Origin of the sequence: Psychroflexus halocasei (assembly GCF_900107595.1) — a bacterium.
Lineage (GTDB): Bacteria > Bacteroidota > Bacteroidia > Flavobacteriales > Flavobacteriaceae > Psychroflexus > Psychroflexus halocasei.
Genome location: NZ_FNQF01000003.1, coordinates 251,877 through 277,688 on the forward strand (window position 1 = coordinate 251,877; position 25,812 = coordinate 277,688).

22 protein-coding genes are annotated in these 25,812 nt (G+C 33.1%); 12 read left to right on the plus strand and 10 right to left on the minus strand.

The features are described from left to right. Positions 1 to 77 precede the first annotated feature (77 nt). Both BLV84_RS05300 and uvrB read left to right on the plus strand, forming a co-directional pair. Positions 78 to 2,405, plus strand: coding sequence for a T9SS type B sorting domain-containing protein (locus tag BLV84_RS05300; protein ID WP_159429395.1), 2,328 nt, complete (start codon positions 78 to 80; stop codon positions 2,403 to 2,405). Positions 2,406 to 2,486: 81 nt separating this feature from the next. Beyond that, a complete protein-coding gene (gene uvrB / locus BLV84_RS05305) occupies positions 2,487 to 4,493 on the plus strand; it encodes an excinuclease ABC subunit UvrB (RefSeq protein ID WP_093240959.1) in 2,007 nt (668 codons plus the stop codon). A gap of 129 nt (positions 4,494 to 4,622) precedes the next feature. On the opposite strand, the gene BLV84_RS05310 is transcribed toward uvrB, so the two are convergent. The 6 genes from BLV84_RS05310 to nadC all read right to left on the minus strand — a co-directional run bounded on the left by BLV84_RS05310 (position 4,623) and on the right by nadC (position 12,201). Beyond that, positions 4,623 to 6,200, minus strand: a complete 1,578-nt coding sequence (locus BLV84_RS05310; RefSeq protein WP_093240963.1) for a SulP family inorganic anion transporter — start codon at positions 6,198 to 6,200, stop codon at positions 4,623 to 4,625. 123 nt (positions 6,201 to 6,323) lie between these two features. Then, a complete protein-coding gene (locus tag BLV84_RS05315) occupies positions 6,324 to 7,265 on the minus strand; it encodes a hydrogen peroxide-inducible genes activator (protein WP_093240968.1) in 942 nt (313 codons plus the stop codon). 86 nt (positions 7,266 to 7,351) lie between these two features. Then, positions 7,352 to 9,796 carry a replication restart helicase PriA gene (gene priA, locus BLV84_RS05320; protein ID WP_159429396.1) on the minus strand — a complete coding sequence of 815 codons (2,445 nt, stop codon included), beginning with the start codon at positions 9,794 to 9,796 and terminating at the stop codon, positions 7,352 to 7,354. Positions 9,797 to 9,834: 38 nt separating this feature from the next. Further along, on the minus strand, positions 9,835 to 10,395 hold the full coding sequence (locus tag BLV84_RS05325) for a chalcone isomerase family protein (RefSeq protein ID WP_093240972.1): 561 nt from the start codon (positions 10,393 to 10,395) through the stop codon (positions 9,835 to 9,837). Positions 10,396 to 10,411: 16 nt separating this feature from the next. Beyond that, positions 10,412 to 11,338 (minus strand): YihY/virulence factor BrkB family protein, encoded by a 927-nt coding sequence (locus tag BLV84_RS05330; RefSeq protein ID WP_093240976.1) that lies wholly within the window; start codon positions 11,336 to 11,338, stop codon positions 10,412 to 10,414. After that, entirely contained in the window at positions 11,338 to 12,201 is an 864-nt protein-coding gene (nadC, locus tag BLV84_RS05335; protein WP_093240980.1) for a carboxylating nicotinate-nucleotide diphosphorylase, read from the minus strand. Before nadC ends, BLV84_RS05330 begins: the two co-directional genes overlap by 1 nt. Positions 12,202 to 12,244: 43 nt before the next feature. Here nadC and rlmH point away from each other — a divergent pair, with 43 nt between their 5' ends. From rlmH to gap, 3 genes are all read left to right on the plus strand, one after another. Beyond that, the gene (gene rlmH, locus BLV84_RS05340; protein WP_093241149.1) at positions 12,245 to 12,718 is read left to right on the plus strand and encodes a 23S rRNA (pseudouridine(1915)-N(3))-methyltransferase RlmH; all 474 of its coding nucleotides are present in this window, start codon (positions 12,245 to 12,247) and stop codon (positions 12,716 to 12,718) included. An 88-nt stretch (positions 12,719 to 12,806) separates the two neighbouring features. Continuing rightward, the gene (lipA, locus tag BLV84_RS05345; RefSeq protein ID WP_093240984.1) at positions 12,807 to 13,691 is read left to right on the plus strand and encodes a lipoyl synthase; all 885 of its coding nucleotides are present in this window, start codon (positions 12,807 to 12,809) and stop codon (positions 13,689 to 13,691) included. A 1-nt stretch (position 13,692) separates the two neighbouring features. Next, positions 13,693 to 14,697: a type I glyceraldehyde-3-phosphate dehydrogenase gene (gene gap, locus BLV84_RS05350; RefSeq protein WP_093240989.1), complete on the plus strand. Its 1,005-nt coding sequence runs from the start codon at positions 13,693 to 13,695 to the stop codon at positions 14,695 to 14,697. On the opposite strand, the gene lpxK is transcribed toward gap, so the two are convergent. Next, entirely contained in the window at positions 14,666 to 15,688 is a 1,023-nt protein-coding gene (gene lpxK, locus BLV84_RS05355; RefSeq protein ID WP_093240994.1) for a tetraacyldisaccharide 4'-kinase, read from the minus strand. The genes gap and lpxK overlap by 32 nt on opposite strands. A 43-nt stretch (positions 15,689 to 15,731) precedes the next feature. On the opposite strand from lpxK, the gene BLV84_RS05360 reads away from it, so the two are divergent. Then, positions 15,732 to 16,826: a Nif3-like dinuclear metal center hexameric protein gene (locus BLV84_RS05360; protein ID WP_093241152.1), complete on the plus strand. Its 1,095-nt coding sequence runs from the start codon at positions 15,732 to 15,734 to the stop codon at positions 16,824 to 16,826. Positions 16,827 to 16,828: 2 nt separating this feature from the next. Next, a complete protein-coding gene (locus BLV84_RS05365; RefSeq protein WP_093240998.1) occupies positions 16,829 to 17,614 on the plus strand; it encodes a zinc ribbon domain-containing protein in 786 nt (261 codons plus the stop codon). Between the two features lie 73 nt (positions 17,615 to 17,687). Here BLV84_RS05365 and BLV84_RS05370 read toward each other — a convergent pair whose 3' ends face one another. Both BLV84_RS05370 and BLV84_RS05375 read right to left on the minus strand, forming a co-directional pair. Then, entirely contained in the window at positions 17,688 to 18,641 is a 954-nt protein-coding gene (locus BLV84_RS05370; RefSeq protein WP_093241002.1) for a phosphoribosylaminoimidazolesuccinocarboxamide synthase, read from the minus strand. A gap of 4 nt (positions 18,642 to 18,645) precedes the next feature. Then, positions 18,646 to 19,593 (minus strand): PhoH family protein, encoded by a 948-nt coding sequence (locus tag BLV84_RS05375; RefSeq protein WP_093241006.1) that lies wholly within the window; start codon positions 19,591 to 19,593, stop codon positions 18,646 to 18,648. Between the two features lie 95 nt (positions 19,594 to 19,688). On the opposite strand from BLV84_RS05375, the gene BLV84_RS05380 reads away from it, so the two are divergent. From BLV84_RS05380 to gldG, 4 genes are read left to right on the plus strand one after another with little or no spacing between them, the layout of a single operon-like run. After that, the gene (locus BLV84_RS05380; protein WP_093241009.1) at positions 19,689 to 20,525 is read left to right on the plus strand and encodes an SAM hydrolase/SAM-dependent halogenase family protein; all 837 of its coding nucleotides are present in this window, start codon (positions 19,689 to 19,691) and stop codon (positions 20,523 to 20,525) included. Continuing rightward, entirely contained in the window at positions 20,522 to 20,818 is a 297-nt protein-coding gene (locus BLV84_RS05385; protein ID WP_093241012.1) for a putative quinol monooxygenase, read from the plus strand. Before BLV84_RS05380 ends, BLV84_RS05385 begins: the two co-directional genes overlap by 4 nt. A 1-nt stretch (position 20,819) precedes the next feature. Further along, complete coding sequence (gene gldF / locus BLV84_RS05390) at positions 20,820 to 21,551, plus strand: gliding motility-associated ABC transporter permease subunit GldF (protein ID WP_093241016.1); 732 nt, start codon at positions 20,820 to 20,822, stop codon at positions 21,549 to 21,551. Next, positions 21,551 to 23,215: a gliding motility-associated ABC transporter substrate-binding protein GldG gene (gene gldG / locus BLV84_RS05395; RefSeq protein ID WP_093241020.1), complete on the plus strand. Its 1,665-nt coding sequence runs from the start codon at positions 21,551 to 21,553 to the stop codon at positions 23,213 to 23,215. Before gldF ends, gldG begins: the two co-directional genes overlap by 1 nt. A 108-nt stretch (positions 23,216 to 23,323) precedes the next feature. Here gldG and BLV84_RS05400 read toward each other — a convergent pair whose 3' ends face one another. Then, a complete protein-coding gene (locus BLV84_RS05400; RefSeq protein WP_093241023.1) occupies positions 23,324 to 24,493 on the minus strand; it encodes a DegT/DnrJ/EryC1/StrS family aminotransferase in 1,170 nt (389 codons plus the stop codon). 156 nt (positions 24,494 to 24,649) lie between these two features. Between BLV84_RS05400 and BLV84_RS05405 the strand changes: the two genes are divergently transcribed. Continuing rightward, positions 24,650 to 25,804, plus strand: a complete 1,155-nt coding sequence (locus BLV84_RS05405) for a 3-deoxy-D-manno-octulosonic acid transferase (RefSeq protein WP_262501507.1) — start codon at positions 24,650 to 24,652, stop codon at positions 25,802 to 25,804. The last annotated feature ends 8 nt before the right edge of the window (positions 25,805 to 25,812 follow it).

The window sequence follows — 25,812 nt, forward strand, 5'->3', positions numbered from 1 at the left end:
GATAAAAACTTGATATAAATCATAGTCCTCAAGCTTATAATTTCTTTATTTTTGCAGCCCTTTTAAAATTTATGATATTGAAATATTTTATAGTATTGTTTTTATTGTTCAGCTTACAATCTAATGCGCAATACATTTCTAGTTTCCCCAACAACTATACCGATGATCAACTTGTTGAAGATGTCCTCTTTGGCACAACAGGTTGTGTTGAAAATATTCAGGTTACAAATACAGTATCAGGAGTCTTTAATGAAAACACAAAAAGTTACGGCTATTTCGAACAAAACAACTCTGATTTTCCTTTTGAAAGCGGCATCGTGATGAGTACTGGAAAATTGTATAATGTTGACGGACCAAATGATCATTTAAGTGATGATGACGGCAATAACTGGATTGGAGATCAAGATCTTGAAAATGCTGTAGGTTTAAACGCTGGTGAGACCACTAACGCAACTATTTTACAGTTTGAATTTACGCCAAAAGCTGAAAATTTGAGCTTTAGATATATTTTCGCTTCAGAGGAATATCAGGAATTTGACAGAAACACTTGTCGATATTCAGATGCTTTCGCTTTTTTAATCAGAAAGGTTGGCACTCAAGATTATCAGAATATCGCTGTTGTACCAGAGACGACAATACCAGTTTCAGTAACAACCGTTCATCCTGCAATTGATGTACAAAATGGCTGTCCAGCTGAAAACGAGGCTTATTTTGGTCAATTTAACGATTACACTTCTGCAACAAATTTCAATGGACAAACAGCAGTGTTGACCGCAAAAGCACAAGTTGAAGCCGATCAAGCTTACGAAATTAAATTAGTGATCGCTGATGACACCAATTACCGTTACGATTCAGCTGTTTTTCTTGAAGCAGATAGTTTTAATATAGGAAGCGATTTGGGTTATGATCTTGTTGGTGACAGTGCTTTGTGTATAGGAGAATCACACACATTAAGCCTTAGTGAAGAAAATGAGAACAGCATTGTAAGATGGTATTATGAAGGAAGTTTAATTCCGAATGAAAATGCTTCAGAATTAGAAATTTCTGAAGCAGATTTTGGTGCTGGAAATTACAAAGTCGAAGTCGAAATTGCTGGAGGTTGCACAGCTACAGATGAAATTGAAGTTGAGTTTTATACGCCAAATTTTGGTGATTTCGAATTAATTCAATGTGAAGCTAATCAAGGCGACAGTATTTTCGATTTGAATTTAATTTCAGATGAAATTGAAAGTTTAAATTTAAATATCATCAACTTTTTTGAAGAAGAAATTGATGCAGAAAACAACGTCAACCCTATTTTAGAGGAGGATATCAGTTCTTTTTCAGCTCAAAATAACACCAGAGTCTACATTCTTGTTGAAACAGTTCAGGGTTGTGAAACAGTTATCAATCTTGATTTACTCACAACTTTAACTGAATATAATCCTCTTGAATCATTAAATTGTGTTGATGAAAATAACAATGTCGTATTCAATATTTTAGATTTAGAGAATTTTGTTATCCAAGAGAATAATCTTGATTTTGAGGATCATATTACTTTTTTCAATACGCATGATGACGCTGCTAACAACATCAACAGTATTGATACTGAAGAAATTAGTTATCCATTAAACACATTACCACAAGAAGTTTTTTATCGAGTTGATGACATGGTAAATTGCACTTCTGTTTCCAAAATAACTTTAAATGATATCGAGTCTCCTATTTTAGAAACTGAAGAACAGAATCTTTCTTTATGTTTAAATATTCAAGATTCAATTGAGCTTATTCCAAATATCACCAACCCAAACAGTAATTTTGTTTATGAATGGGACACTGGCGAAACGACTCCAACTATAGAAGTCAATGAAGCTGGTACTTATATTGTTGACATATTCAGTTCTAACGCTTCTGAATCTTGTATGACAACACAAATGTTCAATGTCAGTGTTTCAGAAAAAGCTGAAATAGATTATGAACTTCGTGGAGCTCCAGACAATTTTAGTATAGAAATCATAGCTTCAGGAATTGGAGATTATGTGTATGCTTTAAATGATGGTGATTTTCAAGAATCACCAATTTTTAATGTCAGAGAAACAGACAACACTATTTATGTCAAAGATTTAAATGGCTGTGGTACCGTCTCTTTAGGTTTTAAAACAATCTTATTTCCAGACTTTTTTACACCCAATAATGACGGCTATAATGACATATGGTCACCAAAAGGAACTGCTCAACAAATTGATGCAATTAAAACCATTCACATTCATGATCGCTATGGCAAGATATTGTATATTATCAATGAAGACAGAAGTTCGTGGAATGGTGACAGGAATGGCCATCCAATGCCAAGTAATGATTATTGGTATCGTGTCGAGTTTAAAGATGGCTCGGTTTATTCAGATCACTTTACACTTAAAAGATAATTTTCCTTTACAAACTCCAAAGCTGTCTTAAATAGTTTTGGTTTATGAAGTAGACAAAGTATTTTTGTTAAAACAGTAAAAATGAATTTTCAAATTGCTTCTGATTATCAACCGACTGGCGATCAGCCACAAGCGATTGATAAGTTAGTAAAAGGCATCAATTCAAATGAACGCTATCAAACATTACTTGGCGTCACAGGCTCTGGTAAAACCTTTACCATGGCGAATCTTGTTGAAAAAGTCCAGAAACCAACTTTGGTTTTAGCACATAACAAAACACTTGCAGCGCAACTCTACGCAGAATTCAAGTCCTTTTTTCCAGAGAATGCAATTGAATATTTCGTTTCTTATTATGATTATTACCAACCTGAAGCTTACATTCCAACCACAGGAACCTATATCGAAAAAGATTTATCTATTAATGATGAAATTGAAAAGCTACGTTTAAGTACAACCTCTTCTCTTCTTTCTGGCCGTCGCGATGTCTTGGTGGTTGCATCAGTCAGTTGTTTATATGGTATCGGTAATCCTAGTGAATTTCAGAAAAACGTTATTAACATTGAAATTGACCAAGAAATATCCAGAACAAAGTTACTTCAACGCTTAGTGCAAAGTTTATACTCTCGAACAGAAGCTGAATTTCAACATGGTAATTTTAGAATAAAAGGTGACACGCTTGATGTTTTTCCTGGTTATGCTGATCATGCCTATCGCATTCATTTTTTCGGAGATGAAATAGAAGAGATAGAAGCTTTTGATCCTCTTAATAACGAGGTGATGGCAAATTATGACAAACTGAATATTTATCCTGCCAACATTTTTGTGACTTCACCTGAAGTTGTCAATAAAGCAATTGATCAAATCGCAATTGATTTAGGGAAGCAGATTAAATATTTTGAAGACATTGGAAAACCCATAGAAGCTAAACGTATTGAGGAACGTACAAATTTTGATTTAGAAATGATCAAAGAACTTGGTTATTGCTCTGGTATCGAAAATTATTCACGATATCTTGATGGCAGAAAACCAGGGACGCGCCCTTTCTGTTTGTTAGATTATTTTCCTGATGATTATTTGATGTTAGTTGATGAAAGTCATGTCACGATTCCTCAGGTCGGTGCCATGTATGGTGGTGATAGATCAAGAAAAGAAAATCTCGTTGAATACGGGTTCCGTTTACCTGCCGCCATTGATAACAGACCTCTTAAACTTGAAGAGTTTGAAGCTTTACAAAATCAAGTCGTTTATGTGAGTGCAACACCAGCAGATTATGAATTGCGAAACTCTGAAGGTGTTTATGTAGAACAAGTGATTCGACCAACAGGACTTTTAGACCCGATAATTGAAGTCAGACCAAGTCAAAATCAAATTGATGATTTGATAGAAGAAATCGATAAACGCATTGAAAAAGATCAGCGTGTTCTTGTGACTACATTAACCAAAAGAATGGCTGAAGAACTTTCAAAATACTTAACGCGTGTCAATGTCAAAACAAGATATATACATAGTGATATTGATACTTTAGAAAGAGTTGAAATCATGACAGATTTGCGTAAAGGTGTTTTTGATGTTCTCGTCGGTGTCAACCTTTTAAGAGAAGGCTTAGATTTACCTGAAGTTTCTTTAGTTGCTATTTTAGATGCTGATAAAGAAGGTTTCTTAAGAAGTCACAGAACATTAACACAAACCATCGGTCGTGCGGCGCGACATCTAGAAGGACGTGCCATTTTGTATGCTGATAGAGTAACTGATAGCATGCAAAAAACAATTGATGAAACTGAGTACAGACGTACAAAACAAATCAAATACAATACTAAGCATAATATTACACCAAAAGCTTTAAAGAAAGCTATTGATGATACTTTTGGCGGTGCTAAAAAGAATGAATATCAAATTATTGATCAGCCAACTTTGGCAGCTGCAGAGGAAGCAGCTGAACTCTACTCTGAGAAAGATTTAAAAAGTGAAATCAAGAAAGCAAGAGGTAAAATGGAACTCGCTGCAAAAGATCTTGACTTTATGGAAGCTGCAAGATATCGCGATGAATTGAAAATGCTTCAAGAAAAGCTCAAAGAAAAAAAGATATAAAAAAACCTCATAAAGAATAACTTTATGAGGTTTCAACAATCAACTAATATAACTAAAATAAAAAGAGACAATCACTCCTCTTTTACTGGTCTAAATCAAGAACTATACCATTCAAGATTTATTGTGTTATCAATCAAAATCATCTGAAATAACTTTATAATTCGGGTCTTCTAGAATGTTGACATCTATAATTTCGTCTGCATTTTTCAACAATTTTCGACAATCTGGGCTCAGGTGTTTTAAATGAACAGTTTTACCTAATTTTTGGTAACGTTCAGTCAATTTATTTAAAGTTTCGATGGCTGACATATCGACAACACGACTTTCATGAAAATCTATCACAATTTCGTCTGGATCGTTTTTAATATCAAATTTTGAATTAAAAATAGTCGTTGAACCAAAAAACAATGGGCCGTAAATTTCATAGTGTTTAACACCATTTTCATCAATTCGTTTTCTTGCTCTAATACGTTTTGCATTATCCCAAGCAAAAACAAGTGCTGCTATAATAACACCAACTAAAACAGCCAAGGCCAAATTATGAAGTAAAACTGTAACAACAGTCACCAATATCATGACCATAACATCAGACTTTGGCATACGGCGTAAAGTTTTAAAGCTCGCCCACTCAAAAGTTCCAACAGCTACCATGATCATCAGTCCTGTCAGTGCAGCCATTGGAAGTTGTTCTATAATATTAGCACCGTACATAACGAAGATCAATAAAGCTATTGCAGCGATTATTCCTGATAATCTTGCTCTAGACCCAGAAGATATGTTGATTAAACTTTGTCCAAGCATCGCGCAACCACCCATTCCAAGAAAGAATCCTGATAAAATATTTGCACTACCTTGAGCAATTGCTTCTTTGTTACTTTTACCCCTAGTTCCAGTAATTTCATCAATAATATTAAGTGTCAACAAGCTTTCAATAAGACCAACCCCTGCAACTATTGCAGAATATGGTAAGACCATCAAAAGTGTATCTATAGTAAAAGGAATATCAGGAACCGATGGAATCGGAAAACCACCAGAAACAGAAGCGATGTCACCAACTGTAGAAGTTTCAATACCAAAGAAATAAACTAATCCGAAAATTACTAAAATAGCAGCTAAGCCTGGAGGAAAAGCTTTTGTCAATTTAGGAAGAGACCAAATGATAAGAATGGTTAATAAGACTAAGCCTAAAAACATATACAACTGTTCACCTTGCATCCAAGGTGAATCTTTTACAGTACTATCAACAGTAAACTGAGGAAGCTGAGACATAAAAATGATGATCGCTAAACCATTCACAAATCCAAAAATAACAGGTTGAGGCACTAAACGCATCAATTTACCAAGTTTCAAAAAGCCCGCAATCATTTGAATGACACCAGCCAATATCACTGTAATAAAAACATACTGAGTGATTTCATCAACAGTGATGTCAGGGTTCATAGATTTTAATGTTTCTACCAGACCCAAGAAAACGACAGCGACAGCTCCTGTTGCTCCAGAAATCATACCTGGACGACCACCAAAAATTGAAGTGATAATACCCATTATAAAAGCAGCATACAAACCAGTTAATGGCGATAAACCTGCTATAAGTGCAAAGGCAACTGCTTCTGGAATAAGCGCTATGGCAACAGTAAGACCTGAAAGGACTTCGATCTTGTAATCAACTTTTTGTTTAAAGTCAAAAAGATTGAATATTTTTTGCATAGCCTTGTTTCTAAAATTTAGCGTGCAAAAATAGTATTTTTTTTAACACAAAAAACATAAGCTTTATATTTATGAAAGTATTGTAAAGTTAACTTTTATAAAAAATTCGTCTCTAAAGATGAATTATGCTTTCTGTGGACTGATGATTTTGACATTCTGAAACTGAATCGCACCTTTTACAACTGCTAATATCAGCTTTTGAAGTGCTTCTACCAATTGAATTTTTAATTGATTTTTATGATGAATAATACTTATTTCTCTCGCGGGATAAGGTTTAGAAAATTGAACAATATTCGATGTCTTTTTCTCTGGTAAATCTAAGCTGTGTAAATACGGCAATAGTGTCATCCCAAGACCTTCATCTGATAAACGCATCAAAGTTTCAAAGCTTCCACTTTCCAAAAAGAATTTTCTATCATCTACTTCTGAATTAACTGTTTTGCATAAATTTAAAATGTTATCCTTAAAACAATGTCCATCTTCTAGTAACAAAATTTCATCTGGAATTAAATCACTTTCTTTAATTTCTTTTAGATTAGAAAGTCTATGATTTTGAGGAATATAAGCCACAAAAGGTTCGTAATAGACCGGTTTCTCAACAATAAATTCATCTTCCAAAGGTGTTGCAGCTATGCCTGCATCAAGTTGACCTTTCTTGATTCTCTCTATCATCACATCAGTTGTCATTTCCTCAATCTTGAGATTGACTTTAGGATAGCGATTCACAAAAGCTTTAAGAAACATCGGTAGTAAAGTTGGCATCACAGTCGAAATAATGCCGATGTTAAACTCTCCGCCTATAAATCCTTTTTGTTGGTCAACGATATCTGAAATTCTGTCACTTTCATTGACAATATTTTTAGCTTGTTCAATAATTTGAACACCAACAGCTGTCAACTCTATAGGTTTTTTCGATCTGTTGAAAATTTTCACATCCAACTCGTCTTCAAGTTTCTGAACTTGCATACTTAAAGTTGGCTGTGTAACAAAGACCTTTTCTGCTGCTTTTGTAAAATTTTTGGCTTCAGCAACTGCTAAAACATATTTTAATTGCGTGATCGTCATATTATAAAAACCTATTATTAAACCACTAAACTATTAATTAAATTTATATCTATTTCAAAATTCAGAAAAATTTAAAGAACAAAATTTTAATAAGGATCGACATCAATATTTAATCGTACAGACCTAAATTGACTAATTGCTTCAAACTTATCTTGTCCTTTCTTGATGTAATATTTTGTTTTTTCTAATGAATGCTCAGGTGGAATTTTAATCATAATATTTTTATGGTAATTATTCCTGATTCTTAAAACCGGTGGAAATTCTGGTCCTAAAACTTGAGATTTAAATATTTGTCTATAAAATTTTGCCAGCCAATCGGAAGCTTCATTCACCATATTAAAATCTCGTGATTTTAAAGTAAATTTTACCAAGCGATAATAAGGTGGGTATTTAAAATGCTTACGATCATTGATTTGTTCTTGAAACATTTTCTTGTAATCATAAGTTGTTACTTGTTGCAATATCTGATGATGCGGATTGTAAGACTGTATCAAAACTAAACCTTGCTTTTTGGTACGGCCTGCGCGTCCTGCAACTTGCGTTAATAAGTGAAAGCAACGTTCATGCGCTCTAAAATCAGGAAAATTTAATAACGAGTCTGCATTCATAACACCCACAAGATTCACATGTCTAAAATCAAGACCTTTACTCAACATTTGTGTACCAACTAAAACATCAATTTCTTTATTCTCAAAATCACTAATTAAGTCTGCATAAGCTGTTTTGCCTCGTGTTGTATCTTGATCCATTCGCTTGACAACAGCATCAGGAAAAAGTGCTTTTGCCTCGGTTTCAATCTGTTCTGTACCAAATCCTTTTGTCGTAATATCCTTACTTCCACAAGCCATGCATTTAATTTGCATTGCAATGTGGTAACCACAATAATGACAGCGCAAAGTGTTATTATTTTTGTGATAAGTCAAACTCACATCACAGTTTGGACACTGCGGAGAATGACCACAATCATTACATTCAAGAATTGGAGAATAACCTCTTCTATTTTGAAATAAAATAACCTGTTCTCCATTTTTCAAAGTCTCTTCCATCTTCAGAAGTAAATCTTCTGAGAAGTGACCTTTCATTTTTTTCTTTTTGTAACGGTCTTGTAAATCAACAATATTAATCACTGGCGCTAATACATCACCGTATCTCTTGGTTAAATTCGTATAAGCATACTTCCCTATTTTAACGTTATAAAGACTTTCAAGACTTGGTGTTGCCGTACCTAACAAGGTTTTTCCCTGATGTAAATGAGAAAGAACAATCGCCGAATCTCTAGCTTGATAACGCGGCGCGGGATCATATTGTTTAAAACTTATTTCATGCGATTCGTCAACAATAACAAAACCTAAATTTTGAAAAGGTAGAAAGATAGAAGATCGCGCACCAATAATGATCTTTCCTTTTGTTCCGTTAAGAACATGCATATAAGCTTCCACCCTTTCGTTGACAGAGAATTTACTATGAAAAACAATAACTTGATCTCCAAAATAAGCTTGTAACCTCGTGATAAGCTGCGTTGTTAAAGCAATCTCTGGCAAAAGATATAAAACCTGTTTGCCTTCTTTAATGTATTGCTCAATCAGATGGATGTAAATTTCTGTTTTACCAGAAGAAGTTACACCTTGGAAAAGCGTGATATTTTTATTTTCAAAATTTTCTTCTATGTCTTGAAAAGCTTGTCGCTGTCGAGAGCTCAATTTTATCTCTTTATCTTCAAAAATAGATTCATCAAAACCAACACGGTCTTGTCGTAATTCATATTCTTCAAGAATGTCTTTATCAATTAAAGCTTTGATGACACCATCTGAAACCTCAGCTGCTTTTTTTAGTGATTTTCTGTTTATTCTTTTTTGAGTTGCCTCAAGACTAAACATTTTCAAGTAAACTTCTTTTTGTTTTGTCGCATTTGACAAATCTTCTAAAGTTTTCTCAACAGCTTCTTGAGATTTATATTGATGATGAATCCGAAGATATTTCAGTATTTTAGGTTTGTATTGCTTATTCAGCTCTTGATTAATCATAATCAAGTTCTTCTCAACCATTTTATTTAAAGAAGGAAAAATCGTTTTTTTCCCAAGAATAGACATGACATCTGATGTTTTTAAAGCAGATTGCATTTCTAAAGCATCCATCAAAAAAACTTCTTCATCAGTTAAATCTTGTTCTAAATTTGCATCAGGATGACGCGTGATTACCGTTTCGCTTTCTATCAAAAAAGCACTTGGTAAAGCCGCTCGCAAAACCTCGCCTAATCGACAGAGATAATAAGAAGCAATCCATTCAAAAAATTGAAGCTGAGAATGTGTGACAATTGGTTTTTCATCGATAACATCTTCAATCATTTTTGCTTCATAATGTAGAGGTTTATTATCGTGAATTTTGTAAACAACAGCTGTGTAAACTTTTGTTTTACCGAAAGGAACGGCGACACGCATGCCAACTTTTACGCGCTCTGCAAATTCATCTTGCAGAATATAAGTAAATGAATCTTGCAACGGAAGTGGCAAAATAACGTCAATATATCTCAATCGATTTTATTTTTGAATATTGATTTATTTCTAAAAAATTATTGACCTAGCATGGCTTCTTTCAGGTCTTCGTCTCCAGGATTTTCAGTCAACCAAATTCCGAATAAAGCTTTTTTAAATTCAAACCCTTTAATTTGGCCTGTTTCTTTTCCGTTTTTATAAACTATAACACCATGTTTAGGCTGATAAGTCAAATCAAAGACATCTCCTTTCTGAATTTTTTCATTAAAAACGCCAATAAATTTATCTATTTTTTCTCTGATTGGTTCTTTATTCCCTTGAGTTGATTTATCAAATCCATTTTCAATAGCATCAATCATTCTTTTACTGGTTATCATCCCTGAAACAATATGCAACTGAATCCCCATTGTCTCATCAGCATTGATGATTTTTTGTGGATTTGAAGATTTTGCTTTCAAATATAAACCACTTACATACATATCCATCCAGAATTTCTCTCGAACACCTGCGCCATTTAAAACAACTTCATCTTCTCCATAAGAGATTTTTTCTGGTAATGTGATTCCTGAGATTTCTGTTTGTGCAACGCTTGATAAACTGACAAATACGATACAAAGAATTGATAATATAGCTTTCATAAATCGTGGTTTAAAATTAATTTCTATTTCGTAAACGATACAAAGCTCCGTTTAGTTCGAAGCCTAAAAGTAAAACATTTGCATTAAGCCAAATGTATAACATTAAAATTAAAAGTGTTCCTATCGAGCCGTAAAGCTTGTTGTAAGAATTGAAATTTTCAACATAAATTGTGAATAAATATGTCGTGACAATAATTAAAATTGTTGTAAAAATTGAACCAACAGAAAAAAATCGAGAACGACGTCCTTCTCGTGTTCCGAAATAATAAAGTACTGATATTATGACTGTTAACATAAAAACAAAAATTAAATATCGTCCAATTTGGGCGTAAATCAGATTGTCATCAAGCATCCTCAAATTTCTGAATTCTTCGATTAAATAGGTTAAATAAATTGTCGCAATCACTGTGATTAAAACCAAAATTGCGATAATAATTGCAACACCAACAGCAACGACATATTGCCGAATAATCGTTCTGTTCACAACCGTGTGATATGAAAATTCAAAACTTGTAAAAATTGCATTGACGCCATTTGCCATCAAAAAAATGGATAAAATAAATACAAATGACAGTAAACCTCCTCTTGGGTTGTTGGCGATATCAAAGAAAATATCTTCAAAAAAACCTGTGGTTTGGGGCGGAATGATACTTTCGATAAAACTCAAAAGTTCAGTTTGAAAATCAGCGATAAACCACACAAAGGGAATCAAGTTTAAAATAAATAGCAAAAAGGGAAAAATTGCCATAAAAAAACTAAAAGCAATTGAACTTGCTCGTGTTGAAAAAGTTCCTTTTATAATTCCAACAAAATAAAGTTTTAGTAAATCATAAACCGACAAACCTTCTAATCCAGGTAACTTCAAACGATGCAGCCACAAGGCAATACGTGATAAGATTGACTGAGGACCTATATGATTAGATTTCTTCGGCTTTTTAAGCATTATAAAACTGCTTTTAAGCTTAAGTCTAAATTATAGACAGAATGTGTTAAGGCTCCTGAAGATATAAAATCTACGCCACATTCTGCATATTTTGATGCTGTTTTTAAAGTAATATTTCCGCTAGATTCTGTTAAGCATCGCTTATCTATAATATCTACAGCTTTTTTGGTATCTGTGTAATTAAAATTATCAATTAATATGCGATAAACATCTTTATGAGACTTCAATATTTCTTCAATTTCATTTAGATCTCTCGCTTCAACTATAATTTTTAAATCTAAATTTCTCTCTTTTAAATAAGCTTTAGTTTTTGCGATAGCTTTTGTAATTCCACCAGCGAAATCAATATGGTTGTCTTTCAACATAATCATATCATAAAGCGCGTAGCGATGATTAGCTCCTCCTCCAATTCTTACAGCCCATTTTTCAAGAACACGAAGACCAGGTGTTGTTTTTCGCGTGTCTAAAATTTGTGTTTGAAAAGGTTTTAAAACTTCAACAAATGAATTTGTTTTAGTTGCAATAGCACTCATTCTCTGCATTGCATTTAACATCACACGTTCAGTCTTCAAAATGCTTTGACTCCTTCCTTTAACTCGAAAAGCAAGGTCTCCTTTCTTCACTCTGTCTCCGTCTTTTAATAAGGCTGTAAATTCAATATCCGCATCAACAGTGTGAAAAATACGTTGAGCAAAATCAATTCCTGCGATAATGCCATCTTCTTTCACCAACAAATTTGCTTCTCCAACGGCGTCTTCAGGAATGCAAGCCAACGAAGAATGATCGCCATCACCGATATCTTCGGCAAGCGCTATTTTGATAATCTGATTGATTTCTTTTTCAAATTGTTCTTCACTAAGCATGACTTCTCTATTTTTGTCTCACAAATCTAAGCTTTTTAAAGAAATGCACATCAATTTAATCGTCATTGGTAAAACAGATCAGTCTTCAGTTCGTGAGTTAGTTAATGAATATCACAAGCGTATTCAACATTTTACGAAGTTTAATATGATTGAAATTCCTGATGTCAAAACAAAAAAAAATACATCAGAAAAAGAACAGAAAGCTAAGGAAGCAGAGTTAATTTTAAAACATATCAATAAAGCTAGCGTGACAGTTTTGTTAGATGAAAAAGGAAAGGAATTCACCTCAGTTCAGTTTTCTAGCTTCCTTCAAAAGAAAATGAATACAGGGATTAAAACGCTTAATTTCATCATTGGTGGTCCTTATGGCTTTGACCAAAGTATTTATGATCAAAACTTTCAGAAAATAGCCTTATCAAAAATGACTTTTTCACATCAGATGATTCGTATTTTTATGACAGAACAAATTTATCGCGGCTTTACAATTTTGAATAATTTACCTTATCATCACCATTAAAAAAACGCTTGTTAATAATCCCAAAAAAGTCAATAAGCTTCTGAATTATGCTAAGACTATTTTAATACATTTGTAAAAAATTGACCTCATGGAAACTGTGATTGAAAAACCACAAACAGAAACCAAACAAAGAACAGGAAAACCTAAATGGTTGCGCGTTAAGCTTCCAACTGGTAAAAAATATAGAGATCTTAGAAATCTTGTTGACAAATACGATTTGCATACAATCTGTACTTCAGGCAGTTGCCCAAACATGGGAGAATGCTGGAGTGAAGGGACTGCAACATTTATGATACTCGGTAATATTTGTACACGCTCCTGTGGATTTTGTGGCGTTAAAACTGGAAGACCTGAAGATGTTGAGTGGGATGAACCTGAAAAAGTTGCACGTTCAATAAAGCTGATGGGCGTTAAACATGCCGTGGTCACTTCAGTAGATCGTGATGATTTAAAAGACATGGGATCAATCATTTGGGAGGAAACCGTGAAAGCAATAAGGAGAATGAACCCAAACACAACTCTTGAAACTTTAATCCCTGATTTTCAAGGAAATACAAAAAATATAGATCGTATTATTAAAGTTGCTCCTGAGGTTGTCTCTCACAACATGGAGACTGTTAGACGTTTGACACGTGAAGTCAGAATTCAGGCAAAATACGATAGAAGTTTAGAAGTTTTACGTTACCTAAAAGCTGAAGGTATTAACAGAACTAAATCTGGTATCATGCTTGGCTTAGGCGAAAAAGAAGAAGAAGTGATTCAAACTTTAGAAGATTTACGCTCTGTTAATGTTGATGTTGTCACAATTGGTCAGTATTTGCAGCCAAGTAAAAAACATCTTCCTGTTCAAACATTTATCACACCTGATCAGTTTAAAAAATACGAAACAATCGGAAAAGAATTAGGCTTCCGTCATGTTGAAAGTTCTGCGCTTGTGAGATCTTCATATAAAGCTCAAAAACACCTAGAATAAAATGTCACAAAAAATCAGATTAGCCATCAATGGGTTCGGACGAATTGGCCGCAGTTTATTTAGGTTGGCTTTTGATCATCCTAACTTTGAGATTGTCGCGATCAATGATTTAGCTGATGCCAAAACGCTGGCGCATCTTCTTAAATATGATAGTATTCACGGTGTTTATGACAAAGAAGTCACTAGTGATAATGACAACATTATTATTGGCACTAAAAAAATTGCTTTAACTAACACTAAAAATATTTCTGAACTTAATTGGACAAAATATCAAATTGATGTTGTTGTAGAAGCAACTGGGAAATATAAAACTGAAAAAGAATTACAAGATCATCTTTCTGCTGGAGCAAAAAAAGTTTTACTCACAGTTCCATCATCTGATGATTCTGTTAAAATGATTGTCCTTGGTGTGAATGATCATTTAATTGACAAAAATGACAAAATTCTTTCAAATGCTTCATGTACAACTAATAATGCAGCGCCTATGTTGAAAGTGATTCATGAAAAACTAGGTGTAAAACATGCTTATATTTCAACAGTACATTCATTTACATCTGATCAAAGTTTACATGACCAACCACATCGCGATTTAAGACGCGCGCGTGCTGCATCTCAATCCATTATCCCTACAACTACTGGCGCGGCTAAGGCCTTGACCAAAATTTTTCCTGAACTCAGTGATGTCATTGGTGGCTGCGGTATTCGGGTTCCAGTACCAAATGGATCACTCACAGATATGACGCTTAATATCAAAAAGAAAACGAGCATCGAAGAAATTAATCAGCTTTTTAAAGATGCTTCAGAGAATGGATTGAAAGGAATTTTAAAATACACAGAAGATCCAATTGTTTCTGTTGATATCATTGGTAATCCATATTCTTGCACTTTCGATGCAGGTATGACATCTGTTATTGATGGTGACTTAATTAAACTTATTGGTTGGTATGATAACGAAAGAGGTTACAGCAACAGGCTTATTGATTTGATGCTAAAAATGAATTCATAAATTCAGTAATCGATTTCATTATTTCTTTTTCTTGCTCGAAAAAATCAGATTTGATGGGTAAATGATAAAGTTCTCCATCTTTAAAATAAGATTTTAAACGCATGAAGTCTTTAGTTGTTGTCAATATTTTTTTCTTCTTGTTTTTTATATCTTCAATTTCATTTTCGGTGAAATGATGATGATCAGGAAATTTTTGATGTTCAAAATTCGTATTGATTTTATTTAAATAGTCAATTAAAGGTTTTGGTTTCGCAATGCCTGTCACTAAAATAAAATCATCAATTTCTAACAAACTGATTTCTTTTTTTAATGAATAAATGTTGTCATCATAATTAATTTTTGAAAAGAAAACTTGTTGATGTTTTTTTGGTTTCAATCGATTCTGAATTTCATTTCTTTGTTTTTCTGACAACTTAGATGGGCATTTTGTGACAATGATAATATCTGCACGCTTAGCAGCGACAACAGAATCACGTAGATTACCCGCAGGCAAAAGAAAATCATCAAAATATAAGTTATCAAAGGTGGTGAGTAAAATATTAAATCCTGCTTTAACTTTTCTATGCTGAAAAGCATCATCTAACAAAACCGCATCAAGTCTTGGATATATTTTTTTCAGTTGCTCAATTCCATTCACGCGGCTTTCATCAACCGCAATGATTTGATTTGGGAAATTCGTTTTAAACTGCAAAGGTTCATCGCCAACATCAGCAGCCAAACTTTCAGACCGAAGCTCAACAAAACCAGAAGTTTTTCTTTTATAACCACGACTCAAAGTGGCAATTTGATAATTTTCTTTTAGTTGACGCATCAGAAATTCGATCATCGGCGATTTACCTGTTCCGCCTAAACTGAGGTTTCCTACACAAATGACAGGAAAATCGAATTCACGAGATTTTAAAATGCCTTTATCATATAAAAAATGCCTCATTCGAATAATGAGACTATACAGAGCAGAAAAAGGAAGTAATAAAAGTCTGATATATTTCATAAATGCTAAAATAAAATTTAATTTTATGATTTTTGAGAAAACAATGAAGATAAAAGAAATTACAAATTATTTAGAGGAAATCGCACCACTTAACTACGCTGAAGATTTTGATAATGTTGGCCTTTTAGTTGGCGATGCAAACATTGATGTTTCAGGAGTTTTAGTGACTTTAGACACTTTAGAAAAAGTTGTTGAAGAAGCCATTGAGAAAAATTGCAATCTCATTATCAGCTTTCATCCTATTATTTTTGGTGGCTTAAAAAAACTGACTGGAAAAACTTATGTTGAACGTGTTGTTCAGAAAGCGATTAAAAATGATATTGCGATTTATGCAATTCATACAGCTTTAGATAACCACAAAAATGGCGTCAACGATCAAATTTGCAACAAGCTAGGCTTGATCAATAGAGAAATTCTTGTTCCACAAGAAGGCACCATAAAAAAGTTGACAACTTATGTTCCTAACGAAAATGTTGAGGAAGTTCGAGAAGCTCTATTTACCGTTGGCGCAGGTTCGATAGGAAATTATAACCATTGTAGCTTTAATATTAAGGGAAAAGGAAGTTTTTTACCAAACGAAAATGCTGATCCACACACAGGACAAAAAGGTCAGTTACATTTGGGTGAAGAAACGCAAATCAATATCACTTTTCTTAAACATTTAGAAAGTCAAGTTTTAAAACAACTTTTTAAAGCGCATCCTTATGAAGAAGTCGCCTACGAAATCACTTCATTACACAATAAAAATCAAGATATTGGTATTGGCATGATGGGCGAATTTGAAAAAGAAGTCCCGATTGAAGAAGCTATGAAAAAAATAAAGTCAATCTTTAATACAAAATCGATCAGACATTCAAAATTTCATCAAGAAAAAGTCAAGAGTATTGCAGTTTTAGGTGGAAGTGGCGCCTTTGCCATCAACAATGCAATCGCTAAAAAAGCTGACATTTACATGACGGCTGATATGAAATATCATGACTTTTATAAAGCTGAAAACAAAATAACTTTAGTCGATGTCGGACATTATGAAAGCGAACAATACACAAAAGACTTATTATGTGCCCTACTTCAGAAAAAATTTCATAATTTTGCAATCGTTTTATCAAATATAAATACCAATCCAATTCAATATTTTTGATTATGGCAAAGAAAAAAGAGGTTACAGTAGAAGAGAAACTTAGAGCGCTGTATGATTTACAGCTGATTGATTCGCGTATTGATGAAATCAGGAATATGCGTGGTGAATTACCTCTTGAGGTCGAGGATTTAGAAGATGAGATTGCTGGCTATTCAAAAAGAATTGAAAAGTTAGAAGAAGATCTTGTTTCAGTTGATGAAAACATTAGTGCTAAAACTCACTTTATCAAAGAAGCTGAATCGATGATTAAGAAATACAAAGAGCAGCAAGATAATGTGAGAAACAACAGAGAATTTGATGCTTTATCTAAGGAAGTTGAATTTCAGGAATTAGAAATTGAATTAGCTCAAAAGCACATCAAAGAATTTAAAGCTCAAAAGGAGCACAAAAAAGTTGTTCTTGATGAAACTAAAGAACGCATTGAAGAAAGAAAAGCGCATTTAGATCATAAGAAATCAGAATTAGACAACATTCTTAACGAAACTGAAAAAGAAGAAAAAGCTTTAATTGAAAAAACTGAAAGCTTCAAAAAAAGTATCGAAGAGCGTTTAGTGAAAGCTTACGACAGAATTCGTAAAAGCGTTAAAAATGGCTTAGCTGTTGTGACAATCGAAAGAGGAGCCTCTGGTGGATCATTCTTTACAATTCCACCGCAAGTTCAAGTTGAAATCGCTGCAAGAAGAAAGGTGATTATCGATGAGCACAGTGGTCGTATTTTAGTTGATCAAGTTTTGGCAGAAGAAGAAACTGATAAGATGAATAAGATGTTTAAAAAATTAAGCGCTTAATCATTTTCTTATAAAAATTAAAAAGCCGTTTTTGAAAATTCAAAACGGCTTTTTTTATGTCTAAAATTTGAATTTACTTCACTAAATCAAAATTTTTTAAATTAGTTTTTATTCTTTCTTGAATATTTTCGACAGGTGCTTTTACAAATTTTTTCCCAGTAATTTTCTCATAAAGCTCGATATAGCGCTGACTTACACTTTCGATATATTCTTCAGGTAAATCAGGTATTTCTTGACCTTCTAAGCCTTGAAAACCATTTTCAATCAACCATTCTCTCACAAATTCTTTTGAAAGCTGCTTTTGTTTATGTCCATTTTTCTGATATTCTTCATAAGTTTCTAAATAAAAATATCTTGATGAATCTGGCGTATGAATTTCATCAATCACTAATATTTCATCATCTTTATTTTTACCAAACTCATATTTGGTATCGACTAAAATCAAACCTCGACCCTTAGCAATTTCAGTTCCACGTTTAAATAGTTTCAGCGAATAATTTTCTAAAATTTCATAGTCTTCAGCAGAAACAATATTTTGTTTAAAAATTTCTTTCTTTGAAATATCTGCATCATGATCACCTTGATCAGCTTTGGTTGTCGGTGTAATAATCGGGTGTGGCAACCTGTCATTTTCCTTTAACCCATCAGGTAAAGTCACACCACAAAGTTGACGTTTCCCAGCTTTATATTCTCGCCATGCATGACCAGCCAAATAAGCTCTCACAACCATTTCAACTTTAAAAGCTTCGCATTTTTGCCCAACTGCAACATTTGGATCTGGCGTTGATGTCAACCAATTCGGAACATCATTAGAAGTTGCATCAAGCATTTCTTTAGCGATTTGATTTAGAATTTGACCTTTGTAAGGAATACCTTTTGGCAAGACAACATCAAAAGCACTTAAACGGTCTGTTGAAACAATGACGATTCGATCATCTTTTAAGCTATAAACTTCCCTGACTTTTCCTTTATAAAAATCAATCTGGTTTTCAAACTGAAGATTTGTTTCTAGTAAAGTGGATTTCATATATCTAATTATCAATTGTTTTGTAGGCAGCAATGACTTTTTTGACCAATTTATGTCTGATCACATCTTTATCACTGAGGTATATAATACCTATACCTTTAACTTGTTTTAAAACTAAAATAGCTTCCTTTAGGCCTGAAGCTACACGTCTCGGCAAATCCACTTGACCCGGATCACCAGTGATCATAAATTTTGCGTTGCGGCCCATTCTTGTCAAAAACATTTTCATTTGAGCATGGGTTGTATTTTGTGCTTCATCCAAAATCACAAATGCATTATCTAAAGTTCTTCCACGCATAAAAGCCATCGGTGCTATTTGAATAGTTCCTTTTTCGATATAACTTTCTAGGCGTTCATGAGGAATCATGTCACGTAAAGCATCATATAAAGGTTGCATGTAAGGATCCAATTTTTCCTTTAAGTCTCCAGGCAAAAAGCCTAGATTTTCACCAGCTTCTACCGCAGGTCTCGTTAGTATAATCCTCTTAACTTGTTTGTTTTTCAGAGCATGAACTGCTAAAGCAATACCTGTATAAGTTTTTCCTGTTCCCGCAGGACCAATAGCAAAAACCATATCATTGTCACGCATTAAATCAACTAATTTACGTTGATTAGGCGTTTGCGCTTTTATTTGACGTCCACCAACACCATGGACTAAAATATCATCAGCTTTTTTAGAGGATTGATAATCTGCTTTTGATTGGCTCGTTAAGATTTGTTCGATGCTATTTTCGTTCAGTTCATTATATCTCTTAAAATAATCTGTCAGCATTTGAAATCGTTTCTCGAACTCATTGAGCATTTCTATATCGCCGTAAGCTTTAACAACATTACCTCGAGTCACAAGTTTTATTTTAGGAAAATATTTTTTTATAAGATCAAAATTCTGATTATTATGACCAAAAAAATCTTTAGGATTTAGTTCAGAAAGTTCTAAAATAAGTTCATTCAAAAGCCTTAAAATTTATGTATTATTAATTAAATTCGCAGGACAAATTTAGCGAAAAAACATAACAAAAAGCCTTTAAACGATTAACAAAATATGAAATGTCAATTTTAACCTTAACAACGGATTTCGGACTTAAAGATCACTCTGTCGCTGCGGTTAAAGGTGCGATTTTGAGCGAGTTAGACAATGCTCACATTGTAGATATTTCACACCTGATCTCTCCTTTTCATATCACAGAAGCTGCTTTTGTGATCAAGAATGCTTACCATAATTTTCCAAAAGGAAGTATTCATATTATTGGAGTTGATTCTGAAATTACACCAGAAAACAGACATCTTGCTATTTCTCTTGATGGTCATTATTTTATTGCTGCAAATAATGGTATTTTATCTTTATTAGCTCTAGACGTGAAACCTGAAGAAATTGTCGAAATAAATATACATGATAGAGTAGAAACAAATTTTACTGTTTTAGATATCTTTGTTAAAGTTGCCGCTCATATTGCGCGTGGCGGTAATCTTTCTGTAATTGGCCGAAAGCTTGAGAATATCAAGCAAATAACTAACATTACACCGATTATTAATCAAGATTCATCTAAGATTATTGCACACGTGATTTACATTGATAACTTTGGAAATGTAGTCACTAACGTAAGAAAGAAAGATTTTCAGAATATTGCTAAAGGTCGAAAATTTGAGATAAAAGCGAGATCTAATGTTTTTAAGAAAATTCATGATACCTATAGTGGGGTGGTTGATTTCACAGTTGCTAAAGAAGGTAGAAATATCGAAGATGGCAGGCAGTTAGCTCTGTTTAACTCTTCTGATTTTCTTGAACTCGCCATCTATAAAAGTAATCCTCTCACCGTTGGTGGTGCCGCAAGTTTATTTGGATTAAAATTACGTGACACGATCACAATAAATTTTGAAAAATGATTGTTAGAGTTGTAAAAATGACGTTTCAACCTGAAGCGATTGAAGATTTTAAATCAATATTTGAAGCTTCAAAAGATAAGATTAAAGCCCAAAATGGTTGCTTATATTTAAGTATGTTGCAAGATGTCCATCAACCAAATATATTTTTCACTTATAGCTATTGGGAAGCTGAAGAAAACCTTCATGCTTATAGAAAGTCAGAGTTATTTGGCTCAGTCTGGCCACGTACCAAAGCTCTTTTTTCAGAACAACCAGAGGCATGGAGTCTTCATCAACACATAGAATTAAAATAATATGTTGGCAATATTCAGGAAAGAATTTAATTCGTTTTTCAGTTCAACCATTGGTTATCTGATTATTTGCATCTTCTTAATTGCAACAGGTCTCTTTGTTTGGGTATTTGATTCAAATTTTAATCTATTCAATTTTGGCTATGCTAATCTCACACCTTTTTTTGAGTTGATGCCGTGGATTTTTATCTTTTTAGTTCCTGCCATTTGTATGAAAAGTTTTTCTGATGAAATTAAACAAGGTACAATTGAATTGCTGTTCACAAAACCCATTAGCACAAGAGCTTTGGTTTATGGAAAATTTTTAGGTGCATTCTCACTTTCTGCAATTGCGTTAGCTCCTACACTTCTGTATATTTTCACAGTTGATTCACTAAAACAAGCAACATCAGTAGTTGATTACAGCGCAATTGCGACTTCATATATCGGTTTATTATTGATTATAAGTGTATTTGCGAGTATAAGTTTATTCAGTTCTGTGATGAGTAAAAACCAAATTACAGCTTTTATCATTGGTGTTTTTATTTGTCTGATTTTATTTTTTGCTCTATCAGGATTAAGCACTTACCAAATATTTGGTTCTGAAATTTATGCCATAGAATATTTGAGTTTAAGCTATCACTATAAAGCGATGAGCCGCGGTATTATTGATACGCGAAACATTATTTATTTAGCGTCAATCAGTTTTTTATTCCTTGAATTAACTAAAGTTCAACTTGAAAAATTAAAGCAATAATGAAGAAACATGTCAGCAAAATACTCGGCTTAATTGTGATTTTAGTTATTGCTAATATAATTTCATCTCATGCTTTTTTACGTCAAGATTTCACGCATGATCAGCGTTACAGCTTATCAGGTTATTCTCAAGATTTAGTAAATAGCATTGATAAATCTGTTGTTATTGAAGTATTTTTAAATGGCGAAATGCCAAGTGAATACAAGAGGTTACAGAGAGAAATCAGGTATTTATTAGAAGAATATTCAGCTTACAACTCGTTGATTAAATTTGATTTTATCAATCCTGTGGATGACAATCAAAATGCGATGGATGTTGCCAATCAATTCTATGAAAACGGAATGTCTCCAAAGGTTCTTAACCAGATGAAAAACGGAGAGATGAGCGAAAAAATCATTTTCCCATGGGCCTTGGCTAACTATGATGGCCAGAAATTTCCGATTTCTCTTCTCAGTAAAAACACAAAAACAGAAACTGAAAATGTCATCAATACATCAATTCAAGAAATTGAGTATCAAATTTCTAATGCTTTAAAGATTTTAACCAGAAAAAAATCTAAAAAAATAGCAATCATTAAAGGTCAAGGGGAGCTAGATGATATGTATATCGCGGATGCTTTTCGTTCGCTAAAAAATTATTATTACATAGCTCCTTTTACTTTAGATTCGGTTCAAAGTAATCCTCAGAAAACTTTTGAAGAACTTTCTGATTTTGATTTAATCGTTGAGGCAAAACCTCAAAAAGCTTTTTCAGAAGAAAAAAAATACCTTATTGATCAATACATTATGCAAGGCGGTTCAGCAATTTGGTTGACTGAGCATGTTACTGCTGAGCAAGACAGCTTGATGAAAAATCAGAGTTTATTTGCCTTACCTAAAGATTTAAACTTACACGATTTATTTTTTGAATATGGTATTCGAATCAATCCGCAATTGGTGAAAGATTTGTATTGCGCGCCCATAAGTTTAGCAACAGGAAGTGGAAGAGATACTGAGATCAACCAATTCCCATGGTTATATGCACCATTATCCCAACGTAATCAACCGCATATTATTACAAAAAACTTGTTACCTATTAAGTTTGATTATGCCAATCCAATTGACACACTTAAAAATGATTTAAAGAAAGAAATCCTATTACAAAGTTCTCCTTTATCGCAAATTGTTGGCGTACCTAAAGAAATCAATTTAAATCTTATTCAACAAAAGCCGAATCCTGAAGATTTTAGAAATGATAGACAAAATCTCGCTGTTTTGGTCGAAGGCGAATTTAAGTCTGCTTATAAAAACAGATTAAAGCCCTTTGATTTAAACAATCAAAAAGATGATGGTGTTTTCACTTCTCAAGCTTTTATCTCAGATGGTGATGTGATTAAAAATGAAGTCAGCAAAGGTGAAATTCTAGAGTTAGGTTTCGATAGACTTTCAGGAAATGCTTATGGCAACAAACAGTTTTTGATCAACCTCACAAATTATATGCTTGGCGATAAAGACCTTGTTTCACTTAGAAATAAATCTATCAAAACTGCAAACTTTGATCAAGCGAAAGTCAAAAATTCAAAAATAAAGTGGCAAATAATTAATATTGCCCTTGCTCCTTTTCTTATGATTGTTTTTGGCGCTCTAATGTTTTTCTTTAAAAGAAAAAAATACGTTAAATCTTAAAATGAATCAGTAAATATTAGAGAATAAAATCAAAATGGCTTTTAAATTTATTCTTTATAACAAATTTAAAAGCCATTTTATATAAATAAGATATTGATATAAATCAATCTATTTTTCTACAAAATCAATTACTATTGATGTGATATATTTAATTTGCTCATCATCAAGTTCAGTATGCATAGGTAATGAAATCACTTCTTTCACCAATTGATTAGTCACAACAAAATCTTTTTCATTATAACGTTCATCAGCATAAGCTTTTTGTAAATGCAAAGGAATTGGATAATAAATACCGTGTGGAATTCCTTTTTCTTGTAAATGTTCAGCTAAAGCATCTCGCTTTCCATTTGTTATTTTTAAAGTATATTGATGAAAAACATGACAATCACAAGTATCACAAATACTGTTTTCTACATCGCATTTTTTATTTGTCGTTGTAACAGGTGTTTTGATAAACTCACAATTTTCAAAAGCCTTTGAATAAGCTCGAGCTGCATTTTGTCTAGCAGCATTAAATTCATCTAATTTTTTAAGCTTAATGTTTAAAATTGCAGCCTGAATACTATCCAAACGAGAGTTAACACCAACAACATCATGGTGATATCGCTTGTACATGCCATGATTGACGATTCCTCTGATTGTATGCGCTAAATCATCATCGTTTGTAAAAATTGCACCACCATCACCATAGCAACCTAAGTTTTTAGAAGGAAAGAAAGATGTCGCACCAACATCACCAATCGTCCCAGCTTTTTGTTGACTTCCATCTTTAAAAGTGTAATCAGCACCAATCGCTTGCGCGTTATCTTCTATCACTTTAAGATCGTGTTTTTTAGCAAGCTCCATCACAGCATCCATATTAGCAACGTGACCAAAAAGATGCACAGGAACAATTGCTTTTGTGCGTGGTGTGATTGCCTTTTCTATGGCAGAAATATCTATATTAAAATCATCAGGATCAACATCAACCAAAACTGGCGTCAAACCTAAAAGCGCAATCACTTCAACAGTTGCCGCAAAAGTAAAATCCGCAGTAATAACCTCATCACCTGGTTTTAAGCCAAGTCCCATCATTGAGATTTGCAAAGCATCCGTCCCATTTGCACAAGGAATCACATGTTTAACATCTAAATAAGCTTCTAAGCTCTTTTGAAAATCTTTAACAGCAGGACCATTAATGTAAGCTGTTGAATTCACAACATCCATAATTGCTTGATCAACTTCAGACTTTATATGGGTATATTGACCTTTGAGGTCAACCATTTGTAATTTTTTCATACCTTCAATTTAGCTTCAAAAATACGAAAATCTGACTTCTTAGTGTTATCATTTTTTATAAAGCTGTATTTTTGACAAAACCCAAGACAGATTTACACAATAGCAGTCAATATATTTAAAAGTTTACTTCCCCTTTTAGCTAAAGCAAATAAAAGCATTGCTAAATTTTATAATGGAAGAAAAAACTTATTTCAAAAACTTGAAAAAGACACGCGACATTTAAATAATCCTATTTGGATTCACGCAGCTTCCTTAGGCGAATATGAACAAGCTGTCCCTTTAATTGAAGTTTTTAAAAGCAAAGGCTATGAAGTCGTTGTGAGTTTTTTTTCTCCTTCAGGATATGACATCAAAAAAAATGATAAACTTATTGATGTTGCAACTTACTTGCCTTTAGATACAAAGTCAAAAATGCAAAAATTTGTAGAAATCGTCAATCCGAAAATGGCATTGTTTATCAAATATGATGTTTGGCCAAATTTGATGAAAATTCTGAAGCAAAAAGAAGTTTCGACTTATTTGATTTCTGCCAATTTCAGAGAAAATCAAATTTATTTTAAATGGTATGGCAACTTCTTTTTAATAGCACTCCAAAGTTTTGATAAAGTTTTTGTTCAGAATAAAGAAAGTGAAAAACTTGCTCAAAGACTTCATTTAAAATCTGTTGAAATTTCAGGTGACACGAGATATGATCGCGTCATGAAGCAATTAACTTATAACAATCATATCGACAGAATTGATGAATTTATCAACAATAAACTTTGTACAATTTGCGGCAGCACTTGGCCTGAAGATGAAGAGGTTTTATCAAAAATTATTAATAATAGTGGCGAACAAGAAAAGTTTATCATTGCGCCTCATAAAGTTGATGTTTATCATATCAAAGACATCGAGAGTTTGCTTCAAAAAAAGAGCATCTGTTGGTCTGAAATTAAACCAGACACTGATTTAAAAAATTACCATATCTTAATTATTGACTGTATTGGTTTATTGACAAAACTTTACAGTTATGCTGATATCGCTTATGTTGGCGGTGCGATGGGACAAACTGGTTTGCACAATATTTTGGAACCAGCTTGTTTTGGAAAACCAGTCATATTTGGAAATCATCACGATAAATTTCCTGAAGCACAAGAAATAATCAATTCAAAAGCAGGTTTTGACATTAAAAATCATGAAGATCTAAAAACGATTTATCAACGCTTGAAAAACTCTGATCAATTAAGACGAGAAATCGGTAAAAACGCAAAAGCATTTATTGAGAAAAATGCAGGTGCAACAGATTTAATTATGAATCAGATTCTGAAATAAATCATGTT